Source organism: Amycolatopsis benzoatilytica AK 16/65 (assembly GCF_000383915.1).
In the GTDB taxonomy this organism is placed as follows: Bacteria; Actinomycetota; Actinomycetes; order Mycobacteriales; family Pseudonocardiaceae; genus Amycolatopsis; species Amycolatopsis benzoatilytica.
Window position 1 is genome coordinate 5,343,202 of record NZ_KB912942.1, and the last position, 22,397, is coordinate 5,365,598.

Below are 22,397 nucleotides of genomic sequence, written 5' to 3' on the forward strand. Positions count from 1 at the left end.
TTCAGATCCGGGCATCAGCACTGCTCCAGAATGATCACCCGATCGAGCGGTGCCGAGAAACGTCTTCTGTGTGCGCCAAGGCGATGCTGACCGCGTCGCCGTCATCATCCGATCTGCCTATCTCCAGCCATGCCATGCCGAACGCCCGACCTATAAATTCCGTAGCAAGCATAGCCCGGGTCGCATTCTCGGGCCGACAAGGAATGCGACGTCCCTGCCTGGCCGCCGAGCCTGTGGTGATCGGGATGCTCGAGGTGTCCTGGCGTGCCGCGTCAACGGCGGCTCCCAGCGACATCAGCGGGGCGCGTGAGCGGATGCATTCGGTCAGCGCCCCGATGTCTTTGTGCAGCAGGACCACCGCCGCGGCTTCGGTCCCGACCGCTGTCAGGTCCCTGCGGGGGCGAGGACGATGTCGAAGCGAACGCGCGACCATGTTCGTTCGCCGAGGGGCCGGGCATCAGGCGCGGGTGTGCCGGACGGCTGTGGAGCGAACTGCTTGACCAGTGAATCCTTGACGCCGAATACGCTGTCATTGGCGAGAAGTTCGTCACCGGCAACGAATATGTGGGTGATCAAGGTGCGAAGGTTCTCGGCGGTGACCATGAAATGCAGGTGAGACGCGCGCATCGGTGAGCGGCCCGTTGCGGTGAGCAGTCTGCCGACCGGGCCGTCGTGCGGTATTGGGTATGGAGTGGGGGTGAGACCCCAGAATTTATAGGTGCCGTTCCGGTCGGTGTACAGGTGAGCTCGGCCTGCTATCCGGCCGTCGGGATACTGCACGTCGTAAAGTCCGGCCTCATCGGCTTCCCATACCTCGATCCGAGCCCCTGCGATGGGGTTTCCTGCTGTGTCGGTGACCGTGCCCTCGAACCAACAGGGCTCGCCTGGCGCGCCACCGGCGATGTCTCCGCCGAGAGGGACGCGCGGGGCGTCGTCGACGAAGAACGGACCGAATACCGTGGCTTCCGTCGCGTTTGCGTAAGCCTGGTTGTTTACCGCGACGGTTTGCATGGAGGCGCCGAGTACATCGGAGAGCAGGATGAACTCCTGGCGCTTGTCATCAGTGATGTTTCCGCATTCGGTCAGGAATGCGATGGCGCTGTTCCACTCGGCCTCGGTCAGCCGCACATCGCGGATGAAGGCGTGCAGATGCCGAGCCAATGACTGCATGACCTTTCGAAGCCTTGGGTCGGCCGTGTGGTCGAATGACGCAACCACACGGGCTACGAGGGCGTCCTCGACGGCCTGTTGCTGGTCGGATGGCTGTTTTGCGCCGACCTGGGGCTCGGTCGCCGGTGCGCGCTCTGTCATCGTTTGTTCCCCCTTCCGTATGCGAACGATGCCGGGTCGGCTCCGCTGTATGCTGCGTCGAGCAGGCGTCGCAGATCGTCGGCGGTGACCGGTCGGGGGTTGCTGACAGGCACGGCGGGAACGATGGCGTCCACAGCGCGTTCGATGTCGGACCGGTTCAAGCCGTATTCGCGCAACGCTGTCGGCGCGTTTAGTCGTTTCCGGAGTTGTTGGAGGCCGTCAAGTGCGTCGGTCGCGCTAAAGGCTGCCGCGATCTGCTGTTCTGCTTCCGGTGCCGCTGGTGCGTTGTAGGCGAGCACGTAGGGCAGCACGATCGCGTGGGTTTGCGCGTGTGGCAGGTCGAAGGTACCGCCGAGAACGTGGCAGATCTTGTGGTGCAGTCCGGATCCGGCCGATGAGAACGCGCGCGCGGACAAGTAGGCTGCGTACAGGGCGTGCTCGCGGCCATCGAGGTCAGCCGGGTTCGCGGTCACCTGCGGCAGGCCGATCCGCAGGGCGCGGATGCCTTCTTGAGCGAGTGCCCGGTCGATGGGGTCCGCGCGTGGGCCCCACATCGAGTCGACGCAGTGCGCCAGGGCGTTGAGCCCGGAAGCGACGCTCATCGGCACCGGCAGGGAGAGTGTCAGCGTCGCGTCGTAGATCACCGCCCGAGGCAGCACTCGTGCAGCGGAGCCGGTGGTCTTGCGAGCACCTTCGGTCAGGCCCCATACGGTCGTGGCCTCCGAGCCCGCATACGTGGTGGGAACCGCCACGATTGGCAGCCCGCTGGTCAAGGCGATCGCCTTCGCCAGCCCAGTCGTGGAACCACCGCCGACACTGACCAGCAGATCAATTTCATGCCGGGCCGCGGTCGCGCGCGCTCGCGCGGCGGTTTCCACCGGCACGTGCATCACGACCTCGTGGTGGTGATGCGCTACTGGCAAGTCAGCGGTGACGTCCTCTGCGAGCGCTGATTCTGCCGGTGCTGCGATCACCATCACCCGGGAGGCCCCGAGCCGCGCGATCTCGTCGGTCAGCATCGCGGCCGCTTGCCCCGAGCCGAAACGTACCCGTTGGGGAAAGCTTTCGTGTTCAAAAAACAACGTCAACCGCCTTCTCCGCGGAGCTGGTTGTCTTGGGCGCTTCGCGATCGGATTTCGCAAGCCGGTCGGCGAACCAATCCGCGACTAGGTCGTTTCGTTCGTCGGCGTGGTTGTAGATGGTGTGCTCGCCGTCGTCCCAGATCCGCACTGTGGCATCGTCGTTGGCCGCGCCGTCGAGGAAGGGTTGTTGGTCGTCGAGAGAGACAAGCGGGTCGGCGGCCCCATGGAGCACCAGCAGGGGACAACGGATCCGGTCGTTGGTCGGATCGAATCGAAGCCGGGCGAAGTTCGCGTCGATGGCAGCTTCGTCGGTGGTGCCGAGCATGGCCGCGGCTTGTTCGGTGAATGTCCGGAACGGCAGCAGCCGCGGCGCTGCGAAGGCGCCGTTGATGCAGCAGGCTCGAACGTCGGCATTACGGGCAGCGGTCAGGGCGGCGAACAGGCCGCCGATGCTGTTACCCCACATCCCGACCGGTCCGCCCGACGATTCCCGGGCGTAGCTGACGAATGCGCTGTAGGCGGCGGCGACGTCGGCATCCAGCTTGATTCCGTACCGCAGCCGGCTCTCGCCTTGCCCTGGGCCTTCGGCAAGGATCGCGGCCAGCCCTCGCTTGGCGAGGGCGTCGGCATAGCGCAGGTACGCCGCGCCCCAACCGCTTTGGCCGCCGAACACAACCACTGTCCCGACGACCGGCGAGGACTTCGGCTGCACGTGCCAGCCGACCAGCCGGCCGTCCGCGAAGGGCAGCTCGATCTTGCGCATCGTGGACGGCGGCACTGCCGCTGCGGCTGCGACTGCGCCGCCGAATCGCTCGTACAGTTCGCGTTTGCGGCCGGTGTCGAAATTGATCGACATCTGCGCGAACAGGTAGTCGGCGGCAGCTGCCCGGAAGGCGCTCCGGGCGGTCGCGGTGTGCCCGGCTCGCAGGGCGGATTCGGCCAGTGCCAGCCGGCGCTGTGCGAGTTCCGTTGCGGCAGAGTCCCACGTGCAGCCTGCTCGGGTGGCGCGCTCGAGCTGAACGACGTCGGCATAGAGCATGCCGCCGTCGACCAGCCGGGTCGCGGGCATCGCTCGCCAGTGGGCGGCGTTCTCGACTGACAGCGGGGGTTCTCCCCCGAAGTTCTCAGCCGGGGCTTCGCTGGCATTGCCATGTCGGTCGGGGTTGGCCACGTAGCAAAGCGCGGACCGCAGGGAATCGACGAGCGCGGGCAAGTCGCTCATCCCGCCGGCCCCGTAAACGTAGAAGTCAGGGCGCGCAACGTATGCCTCGATGTCGTGAGCGGCCATATAGCCGGCATAGGTTCCGTCGACGTCATCGATCGAATCGGGACACCCGCCTTGAGTGGTCGCGACGATGGCGCCGACGTCGTCCAGGAAGGCCAATCGGTCCTCGTCGAGCACCGAGCGGGGATCGCCAGCCGCGACGAGGACGAAGCCCCAGCCGAGGACGTCGTCAAAACGACCGGCCTTCCCGCCAGCGGAGATAGTGCCCTGCGGGGACAGCGTTCCCGCCAGATGCTGCAGCTCGCCGTCCGCCGCGGTGGCCAGGACACCTGCTGTGAGTGTCGGAAACTCCGGCAACGGGGGGACCTCGCCGCGCAGGAACGCGGCGTCGCGGGCTGCGGCCGCATCCGGATCCTTCAGGTTCGCGACCTTGCCCAGCTCAATCGCGCAGCGTTGGATGACCTCGACGTGCGGGCGGCGCTCGAGTTCGTACGTGTCGAGCAGGTCGTCGGCGGCCCGGCCCGACAACACCAAGTCCAGTTTCCAGGCCAAGTTGATCCCGTCGCGCATCCCCGAACACGCTCCTTGCCCCATGTAGGGCGGCATCGTGTGCGCAGCGTCGCCGGCCAGCAGAACACGTCCGCTGCGCCACGCCTCGGCCGTGCACGCGGAGAAGGTGTAGACGATATGCCGCAGGATCCGAACGTCCTCCGGTCCCAGGTCGTGACGTTCGCGGAACCAGCGCCACGCGAATTCCGGAGTCTCCATCTCCTCGGCATCGTCGGTGGGCAACACTGCCAGTTCGAACCGTTGTCGGCTGCGGCCGATCGGCATGAACATGTTCGGCTGTGCCGGATCGCAGATCTGACGGGGAGTATCGAAGTCGGGACCCAGCGGACGCACGCACTCGGTATCGATGTTGAGCCACCGGTCGTGCACTCCGTGATCGGAGCGTTCGATGCCCAGCGCATTGCGGACGAAGCTGTTGGCACCGTCGGATCCCACCACGTAGCGCGCAGTGACCGTGCGGTCTTCGGTCCCTACGGACCACTGCTCGTCCCGATCTCGCGTCCAAGGCCGGACCACCAGAGCGACATGATCGGGCTCGCGCTCGATCGCCACCACGCCCACGCCCTGGTTGATCTGGACGTTCGCACAGGAGCGGTTGCGATTGTGGATCGCCAGTTCGATATCCGGCTGATACATCGAGTAATGCGCCGCGAAACCGCTGGATTCTCCAGCCCAATCCACCTCGAGCAAACGATCGCCCAGTCCGTTGTGCCATTCGTAGGTCTGCTGAGGCGAGGCGTCGCGCAGCGCGAATTCGATATCGCCGGCCGCTTGTACGATGCGTGCGGTCTCGCCGTCGATGTGGGTCAGGCGCGGCAGCCCGTACAGGTCCGGCCATCGTTCGAACACGACCACGCGGTGACCTGCGCGGCCGAGAAGCGACGAGAGCACAAGGCCGGTTGGCCCGTACCCCACGACTGCGACATCGAAGTCTGTGGACACGGCTAAAACTCCCTGCTCATACCTGGGGCTTACTGATTGGGTGACCCAGGACGCTACGAGCGTGCGATCTGAGCTGCTATCCGCTTCGCGTCGGAACGAGCCGCTTCGCGCCAGCAGTCTTCGACGGGTGACCCCGGATGCCTCCCGCGCTATAGTCACCAGACAGTGGTCACCAATCGACCGAGGTAGACGTGGGCAATCGCGGCTCTGAGGGCCTCGTTCAGCCAAAGGCGCACCGGCCTGAGGCATGGTCGCCAGGGTCCGTGCGCGGAGCCGGTCCGCTCGCGCGCCACAGCAGGCTGGCCACAGCGAGCGTCGACGAATTCTGCGGTCAGGCGTCCAAGCTGCTGACCGCACACCGGATCCGCCGCGCCGATGCCGTCGATGCGTCCCCGTTTCGCGGACAGGTGCGCGCTGTCCAAATCGCCGACCTCCAGCTCATCTACCTCGAGCAGGGCGTCAACGTCCAGGTCGACATCCGTGACCCGATCGACTACTACGACTTGATGCTCGCGGTCTCCGGAACGAACGAGCTGGTCAGCGACCGCGGCGAGAGCACGCAGATCACCCGGCTGCACGGCGCTCTGCTCTCGCCTCGCAGGCGAGCGCAGATGCGCATGGACGCCACCTACCGGCAGCTGCACGTGCGGATCGAGCGACACGCCTTGGAACGCCGGCTCGAGGACCTGATCGGCCCCGTGTCGTCCAGTCCGGTGATCTTCGATTTGCCCGTCGACCTGGAATCACCGCGTCTCGCCACCTGGATGTCGTCTCTGCGGTTGCTGCTCAGCGATCTGGACCAGGACAACGGCATGACAGCGCATCCCCTGGCAGCCGCGAGCTGGCAAGACCTGCTGATCACCGGCCTGCTGCTTGCCCAGCCAAGCAATTTCACCGCAGCCCTCCATGACTGCGACCCGCCGAAGGCTCATCGCCGCCTGCTGCGCGAGGCGCTGGACTACTGCGAGCAACGCGTAGCCGAACCTGTGACTGTCGGAGAGATCGCCCGGCACGTCGGTGCCAGCGTCCGATCGCTCCAGCGCGCGTTCCAGGACGACCTGGGGATCTCGCCAACCAATTACCTCCAGTCGCTCCGTCTCGCCCGAGTCCGCCAGGACCTTCTGACGGCAGACTCGAGCTCCCCCGACTCCGTGACCGAAGTCGCTCTCCGGTGGGGGTTTGTTCATCTCTCGCGTTTCGCCGCGGCATACCGGCGGCGGTACGGCGAGGCACCCTCGGACACGCGGTCGCGCGCAAGAGAGAGGAACTGATCCACGCGCGCGGTCTTTGCGATGGTGTCGAATGCACCGGCACCTCCGGCATTGGCGATGAGACGACGCTCTGTTCAGGTCAGCGGATGCCCGGTGGCCGCGAGCCCCGGCGCCGAGGTCAAGACAAGCAGGGCAGCCGGCGACGAGGTTTACCGCGGCCGCCGGGAATGCGAACGAACACCAGACGCGCTGGCGGCTGCCCCACAGCGCCCGACGGCCGCAGCAGCGGGCAAACGCCATTGCTGCAGGCGCGGCCAAGCAGGCACGGCAACGCGTCTCGGCCGGTAACGGCGCAAGAGACTACGGCTGCCGCGGCCTGGTCCCAATCGACGCAGCAGCCGGTGCGCAGGGCGAGCATCGCCGGCTCCCTATGGCCTGCCATTCCGCTGCGAGCCGAGGCAATCCCGCTCTGGCGCGGCGTTCACGCGGATTGACCGAGGCAGGAGTTCCGCGAGGCTGCCTCGCGGGTTCGCATCGCGTGCGGGCAATTGCTTTGTGTCACCGAGTTCATTGGCCCGGGTCCGTGCTGGTCCTCCGGTCACGCAGGACGCGGGCGGGGCATATGCAGGATCGGAGGATCCGCAGTCCCCGCGCTGCCAGGCGGTGAACCGCACCACCGCGGCCGCCCGGTGCCATCGACGAGTTCAGAAACCTCAGCGGACGAGCCCGCCCAGAAAGGCAGCCTCGGGACAAGTTGCCGTCCCCGGAGCAGATCGACCAGCAAGGCCGCAACCGCCGGGAATAGCCCCGGCTTTCGGGCTGCGCGGAAGCAGCCTTCCGCAGAGAAGATCCCACTTCCAGGCCGTCGACCGGGGTCTCCGTCATTTTCTCCGCTCTCAAAGAGTCGATCTTGTGCACTACTTGCACAGCTTGTGCACTATCTACTACATTCCAGCGCTGACAAGCGCCGGGCGGAACTCCGCGGCGCGACCGTGGTCAAGGAGGATCGCGATGGACAGGACGTCCTCGGCTGCCAAGCCGGGCATCGCACGAGGCGGAATCGCCGAGACGACGCTGCGCCGCGTGCGGTGGCGGATCTTGCCGCTGATCGTGGTGCTGTACCTGGTCGCCTATCTGGACCGGAACAACGTCGGTTTCGCCAAGGCCGGGCTGGCGCACGATCTCGGCATCCAGGACGCCGCCTACGGGCTCGGCGCGGGTATCTTCTTCATCGGCTACGTGCTGCTGGAGATTCCCAGCAACGCGGCGATGTACCGGTTCGGCGCGCGGCGGTGGATCTCGCGCATCCTCGTCAGCTGGGGCGTGCTGGCGACCGCGATGGCCCTGGTGTCCGGCGAGACGTCGTTCTTGGTGCTCCGGTTCCTGCTCGGCGCGGCGGAGGCGGGGTTCTTCCCGGCCGTGGTCTTCTACTTCACCCTGTGGTTCCCGGCCGCGCAGCGAGTGGCGGTGCTCGGCATCTTCGTGCTGGCGCAGCCGGTGGCCAATGCGGTGGGCGCGCCGTTGTCCGGCGCGATCCTCGATCTGGACGGCCACTGGGGCCTGCACGGCTGGCAGTGGGTCTTCGTCGTCGAGGGGCTTCCGGCGATCGTGCTGGGCGTGCTGACGTTGTTCTGGCTGACTGACCGGCCGGAGGACGCCGCCTGGTTGAGCGAGCAACAGCGTGCCTGGCTGACCCAGATGATGAACGCCGAACTCGCCGCCAACGCCTCGCCCGCGCGCCGGCCTTTCCTCGCCGGGTTGAAATCGCGGCGCGCATGGGTTTACGGGGTGCTGAACTTCGGCATGGTGTGCGGGATCTACGGCCTGGGCCTGTGGCTGCCGACGATCGTCAAGAGCCTCGGCCATTTCGGCAACTCCGCGCTGGGCTGGCTGGTGATGGTCCCCTACGCCGCGGCCGTTCCGTGCGTGTACTGGTGGAGCCGCCGCGCCGACCGCACCGGGCGGAGGGCGCTGCACGCGAGCGTCAGCATGGTCGTGGCCGCTGTCGGCCTCGTGGCCGCGGGTTACCTCTTGCCGGTCAGCGCGACCCTGGCGCTGATCTTCCTGTCCATGGCCGCGATCGGGATCTTCTCGGCCATCGCGCCGTTCCTCTCCATCCCGGCCGCGCTCTTCTCCGGCGCCGCGGCCGCCGCGAGCCTTGGCCTGGTCAACTCGCTCGGCAATATCGGCGGTTTCGTCGCGCCGTACGCGGTCGGCCTCATCAAGTCGGCGACCGGGAGCGACCGGCTCGGGCTGACGTTCCTGGCCGCCTGCCTCATCGTCACCGCCGCGGCCACCTACCGCTACGCCAACCGTCGTCCCGAGGGCAATACCGCCGCCCGCGCGTCATGACGAACGCTCCAGCACACCATCTGACGGGAGAGAACATGGATCAGCTGCTCGCCGGGAAAACCGCGTTGGTGACCGGTGGCGGGGTCGGCATCGGGAAGGCGATCGCGCAGCTGTTCGCGCGGGAGGGGGCCCGGATCGCGATCACCTACCGCACGCACGAACCGGATCCCCAGTTCTTCGAAGACGTCACGCGTTCGACCGGCAGGGAACCGCTGGCACTCGCGGCCGACGCCACCGACCCGGCGCAGGTCTCCGACGCGATCGCGGCCGTCGAGGACGGCCTGGGCGGGTTGGACGTGCTAGTCAACAATGTCGGCGGGCTGGTCCAGCGGGCCACCCTCGGCGAGCTGACGCTCGAGCTGTGGCAGTCAATCCTCCGCGTCAACCTCGACAGCACCTTCCTCTTCAGCCAGGGCGCCTTGCCGCTGCTGCGCCGCGGATCGGGCGGGCGCATCGTCAACGTCGCCTCGCTGGCCGGCCACACCGGCGGGCACCCCGGCGCGCTGGCCTACGCCACCTCCAAGGCCGCACTGTTCGGGTTCACCCGTGCCCTGGCGACCGAACTCGCGCCGGACGGCATCACCGTCAACAGCCTGGCGCCAGGTTTCATCGAAGCGACGCCTTTCCACGACACCTTCACCACCGCCGAGTCCAAAGCGCGCACCGTCGCCGGCATCCCGCTCGGCCGCGCCGGTGCCCCCGAGGACGTGGCCGGAGCGGCCCTGTGGCTGGCTTCGCGCTACGCCGGCTACGTCACCGGCACGGTCACCGACGTCAACGGCGGCCAGTACCTCCGATAAGCCGCACAAGGAGAATTCAGCGATGATCGCGAGCACCGTCACCCACCCCGAAGTGCTGGCCTCGCTGGCCCGCACCGGGCACGGCTCCACCGTGCTCGTCACCGACGGGCACTGGGCGGTCAACCGCGTCGGGCGCCAGGCCCGAACGGTTTTCCTCAATCTCACCGCCGGCACGCCGACCGTGCCCGAGGTGGCATCCGCCGTGCGCGACACCGTCCGGATCGACCGCATCACCCAGATGCGGCCCGGCCCGGAAGGCCTGCCCAGCGAAGTCCAGGACCAGACCGCGGAGCTGTTTCCCGCCGACGTGCCACGCTCGCTGGTGTCCCGGGAAGAGTTCTACGCGCTGGCCGGCAGCGACGACCTCGTGCTGGCGGTCGTCACAGGAGACCTGCGGAAGTTCGGCAACGTACTGCTGCACGTCGGCGTGCTCCCCGCCGCCGAGCTCTCGTAGCATTGTGCGGTCAGCGCACTCGCGGCGGAAATGCTGCACCCGGCGGAGGAGCACCAGCCCAGAATGGCCCAGACAGTCCAGCGCGCGATCGACATCCTGGAGTTCTGCAGCATCCGGCCGCGCGCCCTGGCGGAGATCAGCGACATGTGCGGGGTGCATCGCACCACTGCGCTGCGGCTGCTGCAGACGCTCGAAGGAGCCGGTTTCGTCCGCAAAGACGAGCGCGGCCGGTACGGCGTCGGGTTCCGGCTGGCGGCGCTGTCGGAGTCCGCGTTGGCGCAATTCGACCTCCGCACGCTGGTCCACCGCCACATCGTCGACCTCAGCGAGCGGGTCGGGCAGACCGTGCAATTCGCGGTCCGGCAACGCGACCGCATCGTCTACGTGGACAAGATCGAACCCGCCGGCTCGATCCACCTGGACACGCGCATCGGCGGGTACGTCGTCGTGCACACCGCAGGCGTCAGCAAGGCGATCCTCGCCCATCTGCCGCCTCAGGAGGCGGACGCGATCCTCGACCGCGCGACTTTCGAGAGGTTCACCGACGCCACGCTGACCACCCGCGCGGCGTTCGAAGAACGCCTCGGCGAGGTCCGGCGGCAGGGCTGGGCCTACGACGACGGCGAATACGAGACCATCTCGAACTGCGTCGCCGCGCCGGTGTGGGACTACACCGGCGACGTCGCAGGCGCGATCAGCATCACCTCGATCAAAACGCAGGCCGACCTCGGCGAACTGCGCCGGCTGCTGCCCGAACTACTGGCCACCACGGAAGCGGTTTCCCGGGATCTCGGCCACCTCCGCGAGCCGGAGAAGCCGGCGGCCGGCGAAGACGACTGAGCCGTCTTCGCCGGTGCCCCAGATCGACCGGCTGGATCAGACGTCGGCGGACTGCCCGCGACGCCTAGCCCGCCTGGCGAGTGCGACGTAGAGACCGGCCGAAACGCCGAGGCCGACGAACGCGGAGAGATCGGCCTCGCCCAGTGCCTCCGCGACGGGACCCACATAGAGGCCGGGAACGCTGAAGAACGGGACCATCACCGCGAAGCCGGCCAGATAGGCGGTCAACCCGGCGGCGGACCACCGGCCGTACTGGCCGCCGTAGCGGCGGAGCAGATCGCCGACGTCGTACTCGCCCCGGCGCAGCAGGTAGTAGTCGACGAGGTTGACGGCCGTCCACGGAATCATGAAATAGAGCAACAGCAACAGAAAGTTGTGGAAGTTGTCGAGAAACTGGCCCGGCGCGAACAGGGCCAGCAGCAGCCCGGCTCCCCCGCCGGCCGCGACCGCGGCGATCCGCTTGGCGCGGGTCGGCCGCAGCGCGCGAATCGAGTCGGCCATCGACAGCAGCGTGATGCTCGCGGTGTAGAGGTTGACCGCGGACACGGCGACGAGGCCGAGCACCGAGTAGATCGCGACCAGCATGCCGAAGCCGTGGAACACCGTGTCGCCGGCGATGATCACCGCGCGGACCGGACTGAGCTTCGGATAGGCCGTGCCGAGATAGCTGCCGAGACCGATGAGCCAGATCGCCGCGACGGAAGAACCGGTGTAGGTCCAGGCGAACGGGGCGACGTGGCCCACGCTGGGCTTAAGGTAGCGCGAGTAGTCGGAGACATAGGGTGCCCAAGCCAGCTGCCAGCCCGAGACCAGCCCGAACATCACCAGGAATCCCGACCCGCTGAACGACGAGGGCGCGAACTGGCCAGCGGACAGCGGAACGTGCAATGGGACAGCCACCGTCAGCACGCCGAACAGCAGCAGGAACGGGTAAGCGAGCCAGCGTTCGGCCGCGTGGAGAGCGCGATAGCCCACGACCGCGAGCACCACCGCGAGCACCCCGCCGCCGATCACTCCCCACGGTGCGGCTTCGCCAGTGCCGCCGGCGGCCGCCTGACCGATGAGCTGCAGGTTGAAGATGTTGAAGCCGAGCAGCATGAGCACCACGAACACCATCGGCAGCAGCACGCCCAGGAAGCCGAACTGCGCCCGCGACTGGATCATCTGCGGCAGGCCCAGGTGCGGTCCCTGCGCGGAGTGGAACGCCATGAAGAACGTGCCGAACAGCGCCCCCGCGACGATGCCCGCGATCGAGGTGAAGAACGAGGCGCCGATCTCCGGGCCGATGAAGCCGACCGCGAGCGCGGTCAGCTGGGCGTTCACCATGAACCACAGCGTGCCCAGGTGCCAGGTCCGGCCGTGGCGTTCGGCAACCGGCACCACTTCGATGGAATGGCGTTCGACCACCGATGCGGCACGGTGCGTGGCCGAGGCGTCCGGCGGTGCGTCCGCGGAACCCCGTGGGGAGGTGCTCATCCGTTTCTCCGTCCTGCGAGGGTGCGCCGTCGGAAGGCGACGGTAAAGCCGCGCCGACCGGGATCGTATGTGCGCCTGCCCAGCGTTGCGGGTGTTCGGCTGGGCAATTGCCCGACGCCTGCCGCGGCCTGATGTGGCAGGCTGGGCCGATGTCGGTGTACGTCGCGGATCTGCTCGCCGACGAACAGCTCCGCTTGTCGGCGGTGGCTGGACCGAGCAACGGATCGGCGTCGCCGATCAGCTGGGTGTCCACCACCGAGCTCGACGATCCGGTCCGGTTCCTGCGCGGCGGCGAGCTCGTGCTCACCACCGCGCTCCGGCGCCGTTCCCGGGACCAGTGGGACCGGCTGGTGCGGGATCTGACGGCCGTTCCGGTCGCCGCGATGTGCGTCGGGATCGGGCTGGTGCACGACAGCGTTCCGGCCGGCTTGCGCCAGGCGGCGAAGCGGCACGGGCTCGTCCTGCTGAGCTCGCCGGTCGAAGTGCCGTTCATCCAGATCAGCCGATGGGTCGCAGACCGAATCTTCGCCGAGCAGTACCGCCGGATCCGGGAAGCCGCACTGGTGCAGGACGAGATCACCGCCGCACTGCTGGCCGGCCGCGGACTGGAGCACGTCGTGCCCGCGCTGGCCCGGCGGCTGGACGCCGAGGTCGCGGTCGTCGGCGCGGCCGGCGAGGTCTGGGCGCAGTGGCCGCGCGGCCGGTCCTGGGGAATCGACGAACTAGTCCTGGCGACCGCGGCCGGGCCGGCGGAGGCGGACGCGGCCCGGCCCGGGGACACCGCGGTCGTCGCGTATCCGCTCCGGGTGGACGACGGGGTCGCCGGGTACCTCGCCGGCCGAGGCACACAGGACAGGCTCAGCGTGCTGTCCGCTGCCGCCAACCTGGTCGGCATGGAAGTCGGCAGGCGGCAGGCGCTTCTCTCCGGCCGCCGCGAGCTCCTGGCACAGGTGCTCGCCGATGTCCTGCACGAGTCGGTGCCGGTCTCGGACGCGCGGCGCAAACTCGCCGCGGCCGGCATCGACGCGGCGCAGGAGCACCGGGTGGTCGTCGCCAGCTCGGCGCGGCTGGGCGAGGTGTTCCGGAACCGGCCGCTCGACCTGGCCGCGCTGTTGCGCGGCGAGACCGACCTGCACCCGACCTGCCAAGTGGACGGCGACATCGTCGTGGTGGTGCCGGGATCCGCGGACGCGCTGGCCGCGGCCGGCGCGCTGGAGGGCTATCTCGCCGACAGAGACCGGCAGCCCCGGATCGGCGTGAGCGGCGGTCACCGCGGGCCGCGCGGCATCCGGATCGGCTACCACGAGGCCCGGCACGCACAACGGCAGGGAACCGGCGTGCAGGTGTGCCGGACGTTGTCGCTGACCGGTCTGCTGACCAGCGGAGCGGATCTGCCGATAGCCGAGCTGGCGACCGCCCTGCTGGCCCCGTTGCGCGGTTACGACGCCCAGCACGGAGCGGAGCTGGAACACACCCTCCGGACCTACTTGGAGCACGACGGGTCCCCGGCCGCGACCTGCCGGGTGCTGCGGCTGCATCGCAATTCGCTGCGGTACCGCCTCGACCAGATCGAGCAGCTGGCCGGCAAACGGCTGTCGGCGACCGAGGACCGTCTCGAACTGTGGCTGGCCCTGCGTGTGCTGGGCCCGTCCGAAGGCAGTTCGCCGGCGCGATGAACGTCGTCGCCGGCGAGGACGTTCCGCAGTGGTCGCGTCGCGCCATTTCCTGATGCGGTCTTCGGCGGAACGCGGTGCGACGTCGAGGCAAATGACGGCTGCCCGGCCCGGACCACTGCAGGCGCACACTCGCGGGGGATCGCATGAACCACCTACTGCGTGGCCCCGTCGCGCGGTGGCTGGACTAGGCACTGTGATCCGCAAGGCGGAGACAGCCCGCTTCACCGGTCAACCCGGAACCGGCAGCCGCAGCCGCGCATGAGTGCGTGTTCCATGGCGGTGGCTGTCAGCACGGTCGCGATGGCCTTCTCCGAGGAGCGGAACCATGCATCCGCTTTGCGGTGGCCCGACCGAGCCGACGCCTCGGCAGCCGGCCCGGACCACCGGGCTCAGGGCCGGATCAGCCCTTCAGCAGCGCCCGCGCCATCACCACCCGCTGGATCTGGTTGGTGCCCTCGTAAATCTGGGTGATCTTGGCGTCGCGCATCATCCGTTCGACCGGATGGTCGCGCACGTACCCGGCGCCGCCGAGCAGCTGCACGGCGTCGGTGGTCACCGACATCGCGGTGTCGGAAGCGAGGCATTTCGCCGCCGCACCGAGGAAAGCGAGATCGGGGGCACCGCTCTGCGCCGCCGCAGCGGCGCGGTAGGCAAGGGCGCGGGCGGCTTCGATGGCCATCGCCATGTCGGCGATCATGAACTGAACGCCCTGGAATTCCGCGATCGCCTGGCCGAATTGGCGCCGCTCCCGGACGTAGCCGACGGCGTAGTCGAGCGCGCCCTGGGCGATCCCGACCGCCTGCGCGGCGATCGAGACCCGAGTGTGGTCGAGCGTGGCCAGCGCCAGGTGCACTCCTCGGCCGCGCTCGCCGAGCAACCGGTCCGCGGGAATCCGGACCCCGTCCAGGTGCACTTCCCGGGTCACCGATCCGTGCAGGCCCATCTTCCGTTCCGGTGCCCCGTAAGCGATTCCGGCGTCGGCGGCCTCGACGAGAAACGCCGAAGCCGAGCGGCTGCCCGCGCCCGGGTCGGTCACCGCGAACACGACCAGCAAGCCCGCCTCGCCGGCCGAGGTGATCCAGCTCTTCGTGCCGTCGAGGCGCCAGCCGTCGCCGTCGCGCACCGCCCGGCACCGCATCGCGGCCACGTCGCTTCCGGCTTCGCGTTCGGAGATCGCGTAGGCGCACAAGACGTCACCGGTCGCCACTGAAGGCAGGTACCGGGCACGCTGCTCCTCCGTCCCGCCCAGCAGCAGCGGTGTGACGCCGAGCTTGTTCGAGGTGAGCACCGTGGAGATGCCGGCCGAGACGCGGGCGATTTCCTCCACCGCGACTGCCTGCGCCAGCGCGTCCGCCCCAGCGCCGGAGTACCTTTCCGGCACGCCCAGCGCGTGAAAACCGGCCGCGGTCAATTCCCGGTAGGCCGCGGGGGAAAACGCGTCCGCGGCATCGACCTCGGCCGCGATCGGGCCGAGCCGCTGCTGCGCGAACGCACGCACCGACGCGCGCAGGTCCTGGTACTCGTCCGGCAGCCGGAACGCTTCGCCCGTCGCGGGCGTCTGCTGAGTCGTCGTCATGCTGCCAGTCAGGCAGGTCCGCCGCGCTGTCGGCAATGTGCGACTGCCTGAAAGCCGTTGCCTGCTTCAGGCGACTGCCCATTTCCCGTGCGGCCACGGCTTCCTAGCGTCGGGCGCAGTCGACGCAAAGGAGCCAAAATTGTCCACATTGGACGGAATCCGGGTGCTGGACCTGTCCCGGGTGCTCGCCGGGCCGTTCTGCACGAGCATGCTCGCCGATCTGGGCGCGGACGTCGTCAAGGTCGAGCCCCCGGGCGGGGACGACACCCGGCACCTCGGTCCGTTCCGCGACGGGACCAGCGTCTACTTCGCCATGCTCAACCGCGGCAAGCGCGGCATCAGCCTCAATCTGAAAGACGACGGCGACCGGGCGGAGTTCCTCCGCCTCGCCGAGCGCGCCGACGTGGTCGTCGAGAACTTCCGGCCCGGAGTCGCCGACCGGCTCGGCGTCGGAGCGGGCGAAGTCCTCCGCCGGAACCCGCGCGCCGTGTACGCCAGCATCTCCGGTTTCGGTCAGCACGGCGCACTGGCCGGGCGACCGGCCTACGACCTGATCGTGCAGGCGATGTCCGGGCTCATGGCCGCCACCGGCGAGCCGGACGGCGAGCCGACGAGAGTGGGCGAGTCGCTGGCCGACGTGATCGCCGGACTGTACGGCGCGTGGGCAGTGTGCGCCGCACTCGTCCAGCGCGAGCGCACCGGGGCAGGACAGCATCTCGACATCGCCATGCTCGACGCCATGGTGTCGCTGCAAGTCACCAATGCGAGCCTGCTCGCGGCCACCGGTGCGGCACCGGGCCGAGTCGGGAACCGGCATCCTGTGACGACCCCGTTCGGTGCCTACCGCGCCGCCGACGGGCAGGTGGTGCTGGCCGCCGCCAACGACCGGACCTTCCAGGCGGTGCTCGCCATGATCGAGCGCCCCGGGCTGGCCGGCGACCCGAGGCTGCGGACCGATGCCGACCGCACCGCCCACGAGCCTTGGCTGCGGGGCATCATCGAGGACTGGACGAGCACCCGCAAGATCGAGGAGATCGTCGGCCACGCGGAGACGCACGGCGTGCCCGCCGGGCCGGTACAGGATCTGACGGCGGCATTCGGCGCGGTGCACGGCCGGGGCGTGCTCGGCCGGCTGCACGACGCCACCCTCGGCGAACTGGCCTGTCTCCGCCAGCCGGTCCGCTTCGGCGCGGCCGATCCCCAGCCTCGCCGGGCCGCCGAAGTGCCCAGGCTCGGTGCCGACCGCGCCCAAGTGCTCCGGGACTGGCTGGACGCGTGAGCAGGTAATGCGTTTCGTTATGGACAATGCGCGAAGGGCATAGTACGCGTGTCGGCTGGTCCCGGTTCAAAGCCAACAATCGCGGCTCTGGTTCGCCCATTCCCGAAAGGCCACCCAGCCCGCTCCGATCAGTCCGCACGCCTCCGCCGCTGGTGGCAACTGCATCCGACGGGTCCAGCATGGTCGGCTGCCCCGTGCCTAAGCATCACCCGGGGCATAGGCGTCGAGGTAAAGGCCATTCTCGGCGTTGTGGACGAGTTGGGAGGCCGCCGATCACTGGGCCCGCGTCTACGCGACCAAGACCCTCGTGACAGCCCTGGACAGCCGTCGCGGCGCAGCCCGAACCCGCATCGTCGAGCACCAACCCGGAACTCATGGTCCGGATGCTGGAAATGCTCGACATACGCGACGGTCGCCGGGTCCTGGAGATCGGAACCGGAACCGGATACAACGCCGCGCTCTTGTGCCACCGCCTCGGGGACGACAGGGTCTTCTCCGTCGACATCGACCCGGAGCTGATTGCTCTGGCGCGTCAGCGGCTTGCCGACGCAGGGTTTCGGCCCACCGTCGTCGCTGTCGACGGCGAGCGCGGCTTGCCCGAGCACGCGCCGTACGACCGGATCATCGCGACGTGCGCGGTCCCCGCGGTTCCCGCGTCGTGGACGCGTCAGCTGGCCCCCGGCGGAGCCCTCCTCGTCGACCTCAAGCTCGCCGTCAGCGCCGGCAACCTCGTCCACCTTCACCGCAAGGACAACGGCACCTTGGAAGGACGATTCGCCGCTAAATGGGGATCGTTCATGACGATGCGACACAACGGCGAAGCCGGGAATCCATTGCCCGCAACCCATCACACCGAAGCAGAGCGGTCCTTCGGCACTTCCGCGCCGGTGCCGCCGTGGGAAAACCGTGTGATGTGGTTCCTTGCTCAGCTCGTCGGACTGCCGCGAGACGTGGTCTTCGGCGCGCTTCTCGACGAGGCGACGCGACGACCGTACGCGCACACCTTGACCGCACCGGACGGATCTTGGTCGCGTGTCGACATCGCCGACAACACGGTGACCGAAGGCGGGACAACGTCGCTGTGGCAACCCGTCGAGTCGGCGTACCGCCTGTGGCGCGACAACGATGAGCCCACGTGGAGCCGTCTCGGGTTGACCGTGGACACCGAGGGCGTCAACACGGTATGGCTCGACGATCCGGACGGCGAACATCGGTGGTCGATCGGATAACACCATGAGCGGCCCTCGGCGATCGAGCCCGTCAACACCACGCCGAGAGGATCCTGGGCTGGCGCGTCACCGATCAGGCGCAACTCGCCCAGCTCGGCGACGCCTCGCTCTGCCACGGATGGGCCGGGCTGGTCCACAGCGTCTGGCGCGCCGGCCAGCACGGACCACCAAATGTGCGGCTTCGTGCCCCTGCGGAACGGGATCGCCGACGACCCGCGCGGAAGATTCCGCTGACCGCTGACAAGGCGGTGAAACTCCAGCTCAACCAGGAACACACGATCGACTCAGCAGGGCTGTTGGGGGTGTTTGACCGTCCGCGATTCGAGGCGTGGACCGGTGTCAGGTTCGTGCCGATCCAGTCGCTGGAATGGCTCTACCTGTGGCTCGCGTGCGTGCTGGACACCAGCCTGTGCTCCATGTCGGTTGACCACGCCGCGATCGATGCCGGTGTGGTTGAACCGATGTTCCGTGCGAGCACGATGGCCGTGCCTGGGGAGCGTGAGCTCGCCTATTTGACGTGGCGTCTTGCCGGGCACACCGAGAGCGGCGGCAAGATCATGGAGGTCGGGTTCATCGGTCACAGCGAGGCGGGAGCCGGCCTCGCCGATCGTGTTGCCGAGGAAGTTCGCGCCTGGAGCGAGGACCACCGCAACCGCACCGTCCAGTTCGAGATTCCGCAGACCGGCGGCAGCGATCCGAAGGCACGCAGGTTCTTCCTCGACCGGCCGCACCATGGCCTGACAGTCATCTGGTGGTGGCCCCTTGCACGATCGAAACCGTTGGCGCACTGTGATCGATAGGTGACCCCGGGCGTGTGATTCGGGTTGGCACCGTCGAATGCCAGCGGCCAGTTGGAATTCCCCACGGACGATGGGTTAGCGAGGAGTTAGCTGGCCACGTATAGGCACGGAACGTGACGTTAACGAGCTTGCCAAGGTTCGAAGTCGTCTGCACAGCCGCGAATGGACCGATCTGATCGATGGGGCTGTTCTGTGAGCCGGGTATTCAGTGGGCGTTAGCGTGGCGGTTGGGCGCCCAGAGTTGGTCAGCATCGCCGGCAGCGAGTCGGCCTCGATAGACGTCGATCTTGTGATCGATGAGTTCGAGGTTTTCTTGTAGCTCAGCGAGTTTAGCGGTCACCTCGGCGCGATGCGCCTCCAGAAGGGAGAGTCGTTCCTGCTCGTTGCCGCGCCCGGCGCAGACGAGTTGGGCGTACTGTCGGATGGTCTTGATAGGCATGCCGGTGGCACGCAGCTTGGTGCAGACGGTGATCCAGTCGAGGTCGAGTTGGTGGTAACGGCGCCGGCCGCCAGTGGTGCGGTCGACAGGGTTGACGACCAGTCCGGCGCGTTCGTAGTAGCGCAGGGTGTGCACGCTGACCCCGGTGCGGCGGGCGGCCTCGGCAATGCTCAGGCCCTCCTGGAGATCGGAGCGAGCGGGTCCGGATTCCGACTGTGACTTGACTTCGAGCATGCTCTAAAACGTAGCGTGCATGGTCATGACAGCAACGCTGATCACCGGAGCGAACAAGGGGCTCGGCTTCGAGACCGCCCGCCGACTCATTGCCGCAGGTCATACCGTCTACGTCGGAAGCCGGGACGCCGAACGCGGGCGCCGTGCCGCCGAGCAGCTCGGCGCACGGGTAGTCCAGCTCGACGTTACCGACGATGCGTCCGTGGCGGCCGCGGTCAAGGCCATCGAGGCCGACGGAGGGCTGGACGTGCTGGTCAACAACGCCGGAATCGCACCGGAATGGCGAGACACCAATGACGTGATCGGCGCCGCGGACCTGACAGTTGGCCTGATGCGGCAGACCTTCGAGACCAACGTCTTCGGCACGGTGCGCGTCCTCCGCGCGTTCCTCCCGCTGCTGCGGCGTTCCACCGCCGCAGTGGTGGTCAACGTCAGCAGCGCTCTGGCCTCGCTGACCCGGGCTACCACCCCGGGTACCCGGCAATACGCCTATACGCTCGTCGCGTACCCCGCGTCGAAAACCGCGGTCAACATGATCACTGTGCAGTATGCGAAGGCGTTCCCGAACATGCGGATCAATGCGGTGGAACCTGGATTCACCCAGACCGACCTGAACGGCAACACCGGCCTCCAGACCGTCGAGCAGGGCGCCGAGATCATCGTGCGCATGGCACAGGCGGGGACTGACGGCCCCACCGGAGGCTACTTCGACGCCGAAGGCACCCTTCCCTGGTAATCCGAACGGGGCGCGGCAGGTGTTCGCGACGGTCGATCCCAAAACGAGGTCAACTTGCTCACAGAGCAGCAGACCGAGGGGCCGCCTATCGATCACAGGGGCCAACTACCAATCACAGGCACACGCACAACATAAAATTGCGATTGGCTGCTTCCTCGCGGTGCCTGCGGTGTCCCGCTTATTCGTCGACATGAGGACGGTGCCTCTCGTCTGCCGCGATGAGCACCGCACGCCGGGCGAGGCGTGGTGGGCGACCGCCGACAGCCCAGAGGGCTGCCGCGGGCTCCTCCGCGCGCACGCCTCGATCGTCGTCCACCGGTCCCCTGTTAGGACTGCCGGCCCAGCCGTGTAACAACGGCTCGTCTCACGCGATTGGACCTGAGCGCGAAACGCGCACGGGTGGCGTGGGTAGACGAAGCCCGCAGCGTCCTGGACAGCCGAAGGAGTGCCGTGGCTCGGCGACGAACACAGGTCGACGGCTGTACGTCAGTGCTCGCCCTTGGGATTGCTGCCGGGCTTCTGGGCGGGGTCGTCCTGGTCGCAGGGCTCGTCGTCGCACACCCGGTCATCTCGATTGTCGGCTTCCTCGCGATCGCGGCGGCAGCTGTCACAGGCGTGGTGCTGCGGTACCGGTCCCGAGCGCGCGCCGAGCTCGCGCGCGCAACGGCTGCCCGCCAAGCCTACGAGCTGGAAGTCATCAGATCGCAGGAAATAGCGCGATATCACATGATGGGCGCACCCGAGTTCGAGGAAGCCCTCGCGTTCCTCTGCGCTCGCGACGGCTGCGCCTACGCAGAACGCGTCGGACGCGCAGGCGACCTCGGCGCCGACGTGATCGCGACCGCTCCGGACGGTCGAAAGATCGTGATCCAAGCCAAGCGCTACGTCCCGACGAACAAGGTCACGGGCCCAGATCTGCAGAGATTCGGCGGAACCTGCTACAGCGTGCACGGCGCACACATCGCCGCGGTCATCACTACGTCGACGTTCACACAGCAGGCCCGACAGTACGCCGCGCACCACGGCATACGCCTCTTCGACGCAGACGCTCTCGCCGCATGGGCCAGCCGCACTGGTCCGGCACCATGGCATTAGCCGAATTACGGCAATAAGCGCAGGCTGAATTCCGGAATGCTGAGAACGAAGCCTTGCGCGAGTGTGGCGACACGCCCTTTGGCAACGCCCCATTCGCCGGAGGTCGCGACGGCGTCGACTGGAAGCTCCAGTGTGCGCAGCGGCCGGGCGGCCTTCTCTGTCTGGTTGTCGACAACATCCACCCACGCCCCGCTCGCGCGGAGGGCAGCCAACGCTGGCTGGGCACCCGGATAGAGGTCACACCCCTCGATCGCCTCGCCGGCACCGGCATACCTCACGCTGCTCGGCTGCGAGGCCGGAACCGGGCCGCAGCATTTGGAAGGTCTCGGCGTTGTTCAGCCCTGCCGCCGTGACGGTGCCCAAGACAGTGGAGAACGTGTGCCGGGGACGCCGAGCCAATCCGTCGATCTGCCGAACTCGGCGCTGTCGTCCAGCACAGGTTCGCCAGCGCCGAGCGCTACCGACTCGATCGCAAATCTCCCGGCCCTCTCGATGTGGTGCCATCCGCGCCGCAGCCAACCACTTCTCGCCGTTGCGCGCGGCGGGCGAACCTCGTCAAGGAGCGTCAGGCTTGGCGTCCCAGGTTGCGAGTTCTCCACCAGGCATGGAGACGACCAGGAATCCGTCGGGCCCTGATACTGTCCATGCTTCGTATTCGTCGTCTTTCTCCGCCTGGATCGCAGCGCCATTGTCGAATGCGATTCTTAGCGTGCCAGAATCATCGACATCGGAATTCGCTACGACCTGGGACAGCAAGATGTCCATCGGCTGGAATGATTCTTGCGGATCGCTCTCCGGGGAAAAACTGTACTGCCTCCCCGGCACGCTGAAGCTGAACGGTGATTCGATGCGCGCCGTGTAATCGTCGGAGAAGTGCAGGACGGCACTGTATTCGACCGTTATGGAGAGCAGCTTCTTTCCCTCAAGGCCGAGATTCACGGCTACCATCCTTCCGGGGTCGGGTACGATCCGTCTGCGTTGCGTGGGATATGGGTTTCCGCCCTGGATCCCGGCTTGCCGTCAAGCTTAACAGGCTGGTTGTGTTCGTTGGTGAACTTGACGTAGCCGTT

The 22,397-nt window shown here is 67.8% G+C and carries 18 protein-coding genes and 1 pseudogene; 11 read left to right on the plus strand and 8 right to left on the minus strand.

The annotated features are described in order from the left end of the window. Window positions 1-384: 384 nt before the first annotated feature. The 3 genes from AMYBE_RS0124530 to AMYBE_RS46325 are packed head-to-tail and all read right to left on the minus strand — an operon-like array spanning window position 385 to window position 5,130. Window positions 385-1,311: a dioxygenase family protein gene (locus AMYBE_RS0124530; RefSeq protein ID WP_034287224.1), complete on the minus strand. Its 927-nt coding sequence runs from the start codon at window positions 1,309-1,311 to the stop codon at window positions 385-387. Next, the gene (locus AMYBE_RS0124535) at window positions 1,308-2,399 is read right to left on the minus strand and encodes a maleylacetate reductase (protein WP_034287227.1); all 1,092 of its coding nucleotides are present in this window, start codon (window positions 2,397-2,399) and stop codon (window positions 1,308-1,310) included. The genes AMYBE_RS0124530 and AMYBE_RS0124535 overlap by 4 nt, the downstream gene beginning before the upstream one ends. Then, window positions 2,383-5,130 carry a bifunctional 3-(3-hydroxy-phenyl)propionate/3-hydroxycinnamic acid hydroxylase gene (locus AMYBE_RS46325; protein ID WP_245573247.1) on the minus strand — a complete coding sequence of 916 codons (2,748 nt, stop codon included), beginning with the start codon at window positions 5,128-5,130 and terminating at the stop codon, window positions 2,383-2,385. The genes AMYBE_RS0124535 and AMYBE_RS46325 overlap by 17 nt, the downstream gene beginning before the upstream one ends. Before the next feature lie 191 nt (window positions 5,131-5,321). Between AMYBE_RS46325 and AMYBE_RS0124550 the strand changes: the two genes are divergently transcribed. From AMYBE_RS0124550 to AMYBE_RS0124570, 5 genes are all read left to right on the plus strand, one after another. Next, a complete protein-coding gene (locus AMYBE_RS0124550; protein ID WP_211226849.1) occupies window positions 5,322-6,401 on the plus strand; it encodes a helix-turn-helix transcriptional regulator in 1,080 nt (359 codons plus the stop codon). A gap of 951 nt (window positions 6,402-7,352) precedes the next feature. Then, a complete protein-coding gene (locus tag AMYBE_RS0124555) occupies window positions 7,353-8,693 on the plus strand; it encodes an MFS transporter (RefSeq protein WP_020662043.1) in 1,341 nt (446 codons plus the stop codon). Window positions 8,694-8,728: 35 nt separating this feature from the next. Next, complete coding sequence (locus AMYBE_RS0124560) at window positions 8,729-9,493, plus strand: SDR family NAD(P)-dependent oxidoreductase (protein ID WP_020662044.1); 765 nt, start codon at window positions 8,729-8,731, stop codon at window positions 9,491-9,493. Window positions 9,494-9,515: 22 nt separating this feature from the next. After that, window positions 9,516-9,947: an RbsD/FucU domain-containing protein gene (locus tag AMYBE_RS0124565; RefSeq protein WP_020662045.1), complete on the plus strand. Its 432-nt coding sequence runs from the start codon at window positions 9,516-9,518 to the stop codon at window positions 9,945-9,947. A 63-nt stretch (window positions 9,948-10,010) separates the two neighbouring features. Further along, the gene (locus tag AMYBE_RS0124570; protein WP_020662046.1) at window positions 10,011-10,787 is read left to right on the plus strand and encodes an IclR family transcriptional regulator; all 777 of its coding nucleotides are present in this window, start codon (window positions 10,011-10,013) and stop codon (window positions 10,785-10,787) included. Between the two features lie 36 nt (window positions 10,788-10,823). Here AMYBE_RS0124570 and AMYBE_RS0124575 read toward each other — a convergent pair whose 3' ends face one another. After that, window positions 10,824-12,263 (minus strand): purine-cytosine permease family protein, encoded by a 1,440-nt coding sequence (locus AMYBE_RS0124575; RefSeq protein WP_020662047.1) that lies wholly within the window; start codon window positions 12,261-12,263, stop codon window positions 10,824-10,826. A gap of 149 nt (window positions 12,264-12,412) precedes the next feature. On the opposite strand from AMYBE_RS0124575, the gene AMYBE_RS45050 reads away from it, so the two are divergent. Next, on the plus strand, window positions 12,413-13,939 hold the full coding sequence (locus tag AMYBE_RS45050) for a PucR family transcriptional regulator (RefSeq protein WP_020662048.1): 1,527 nt from the start codon (window positions 12,413-12,415) through the stop codon (window positions 13,937-13,939). A 400-nt stretch (window positions 13,940-14,339) separates the two neighbouring features. Here AMYBE_RS45050 and AMYBE_RS0124585 read toward each other — a convergent pair whose 3' ends face one another. Continuing rightward, complete coding sequence (locus AMYBE_RS0124585; protein ID WP_020662049.1) at window positions 14,340-15,515, minus strand: acyl-CoA dehydrogenase family protein; 1,176 nt, start codon at window positions 15,513-15,515, stop codon at window positions 14,340-14,342. Window positions 15,516-15,654: 139 nt separating this feature from the next. On the opposite strand from AMYBE_RS0124585, the gene AMYBE_RS0124590 reads away from it, so the two are divergent. The 3 genes and pseudogenes from AMYBE_RS0124590 (at window position 15,655) to AMYBE_RS42275 (ending at window position 18,823) form a co-directional block, all read left to right on the plus strand. Further along, entirely contained in the window at window positions 15,655-16,794 is a 1,140-nt protein-coding gene (locus AMYBE_RS0124590; RefSeq protein ID WP_027927964.1) for a CaiB/BaiF CoA transferase family protein, read from the plus strand. Between the two features lie 362 nt (window positions 16,795-17,156). Continuing rightward, window positions 17,157-18,023 (plus strand): annotated as a pseudogene (locus AMYBE_RS42270) (methyltransferase domain-containing protein); the annotation flags it as partial. A 248-nt stretch (window positions 18,024-18,271) separates the two neighbouring features. After that, window positions 18,272-18,823 (plus strand): class I SAM-dependent methyltransferase, encoded by a 552-nt coding sequence (locus AMYBE_RS42275; RefSeq protein WP_020662052.1) that lies wholly within the window; start codon window positions 18,272-18,274, stop codon window positions 18,821-18,823. 205 nt (window positions 18,824-19,028) lie between these two features. Here the strand turns inward: AMYBE_RS42275 and AMYBE_RS0124605 are convergent, their stop codons facing one another. Further along, on the minus strand, window positions 19,029-19,496 hold the full coding sequence (locus AMYBE_RS0124605) for a MerR family transcriptional regulator (RefSeq protein WP_020662053.1): 468 nt from the start codon (window positions 19,494-19,496) through the stop codon (window positions 19,029-19,031). 25 nt (window positions 19,497-19,521) lie between these two features. On the opposite strand from AMYBE_RS0124605, the gene AMYBE_RS0124610 reads away from it, so the two are divergent. Both AMYBE_RS0124610 and AMYBE_RS45845 read left to right on the plus strand, forming a co-directional pair. After that, window positions 19,522-20,232 carry an SDR family NAD(P)-dependent oxidoreductase gene (locus AMYBE_RS0124610; protein WP_027927965.1) on the plus strand — a complete coding sequence of 237 codons (711 nt, stop codon included), beginning with the start codon at window positions 19,522-19,524 and terminating at the stop codon, window positions 20,230-20,232. A 450-nt stretch (window positions 20,233-20,682) separates the two neighbouring features. Continuing rightward, window positions 20,683-21,327, plus strand: a complete 645-nt coding sequence (locus AMYBE_RS45845; protein WP_027927966.1) for a restriction endonuclease — start codon at window positions 20,683-20,685, stop codon at window positions 21,325-21,327. Between the two features lie 5 nt (window positions 21,328-21,332). On the opposite strand, the gene AMYBE_RS45060 is transcribed toward AMYBE_RS45845, so the two are convergent. Then, window positions 21,333-21,509 carry a hypothetical protein gene (locus AMYBE_RS45060; RefSeq protein ID WP_154676292.1) on the minus strand — a complete coding sequence of 59 codons (177 nt, stop codon included), beginning with the start codon at window positions 21,507-21,509 and terminating at the stop codon, window positions 21,333-21,335. Between the two features lie 373 nt (window positions 21,510-21,882). After that, window positions 21,883-22,266 (minus strand): DUF6188 family protein, encoded by a 384-nt coding sequence (locus AMYBE_RS0124630; RefSeq protein WP_020662058.1) that lies wholly within the window; start codon window positions 22,264-22,266, stop codon window positions 21,883-21,885. Between the last annotated feature and the right edge of the window lie 131 nt (window positions 22,267-22,397).

Bases quoted from the DNA above. Each gene is read 5' to 3' on its own strand.
- AMYBE_RS0124575 (WP_020662047.1), bottom strand. From the start codon at position 12,263: ATGAGCACCTCCCCACGGGGTTCCGCGGACGCACCGCCGGACGCCTCG.
- AMYBE_RS0124560 (WP_020662044.1), top strand. From the start codon at position 8,729: ATGGATCAGCTGCTCGCCGGGAAAACCGCGTTGGTGACCGGTGGCGGG.
- AMYBE_RS45050 (WP_020662048.1), top strand. From the start codon at position 12,413: ATGTCGGTGTACGTCGCGGATCTGCTCGCCGACGAACAGCTCCGCTTG.
- AMYBE_RS0124610 (WP_027927965.1), top strand. From the start codon at position 19,522: ATGACAGCAACGCTGATCACCGGAGCGAACAAGGGGCTCGGCTTCGAG.
- AMYBE_RS0124585 (WP_020662049.1), bottom strand. From the start codon at position 15,515: ATGACGACGACTCAGCAGACGCCCGCGACGGGCGAAGCGTTCCGGCTG.
- AMYBE_RS0124555 (WP_020662043.1), top strand. From the start codon at position 7,353: ATGGACAGGACGTCCTCGGCTGCCAAGCCGGGCATCGCACGAGGCGGA.
- AMYBE_RS0124570 (WP_020662046.1), top strand. From the start codon at position 10,011: ATGGCCCAGACAGTCCAGCGCGCGATCGACATCCTGGAGTTCTGCAGC.
- AMYBE_RS0124530 (WP_034287224.1), bottom strand. From the start codon at position 1,311: ATGACAGAGCGCGCACCGGCGACCGAGCCCCAGGTCGGCGCAAAACAG.
- AMYBE_RS0124605 (WP_020662053.1), bottom strand. From the start codon at position 19,496: ATGCTCGAAGTCAAGTCACAGTCGGAATCCGGACCCGCTCGCTCCGAT.
- AMYBE_RS0124565 (WP_020662045.1), top strand. From the start codon at position 9,516: ATGATCGCGAGCACCGTCACCCACCCCGAAGTGCTGGCCTCGCTGGCC.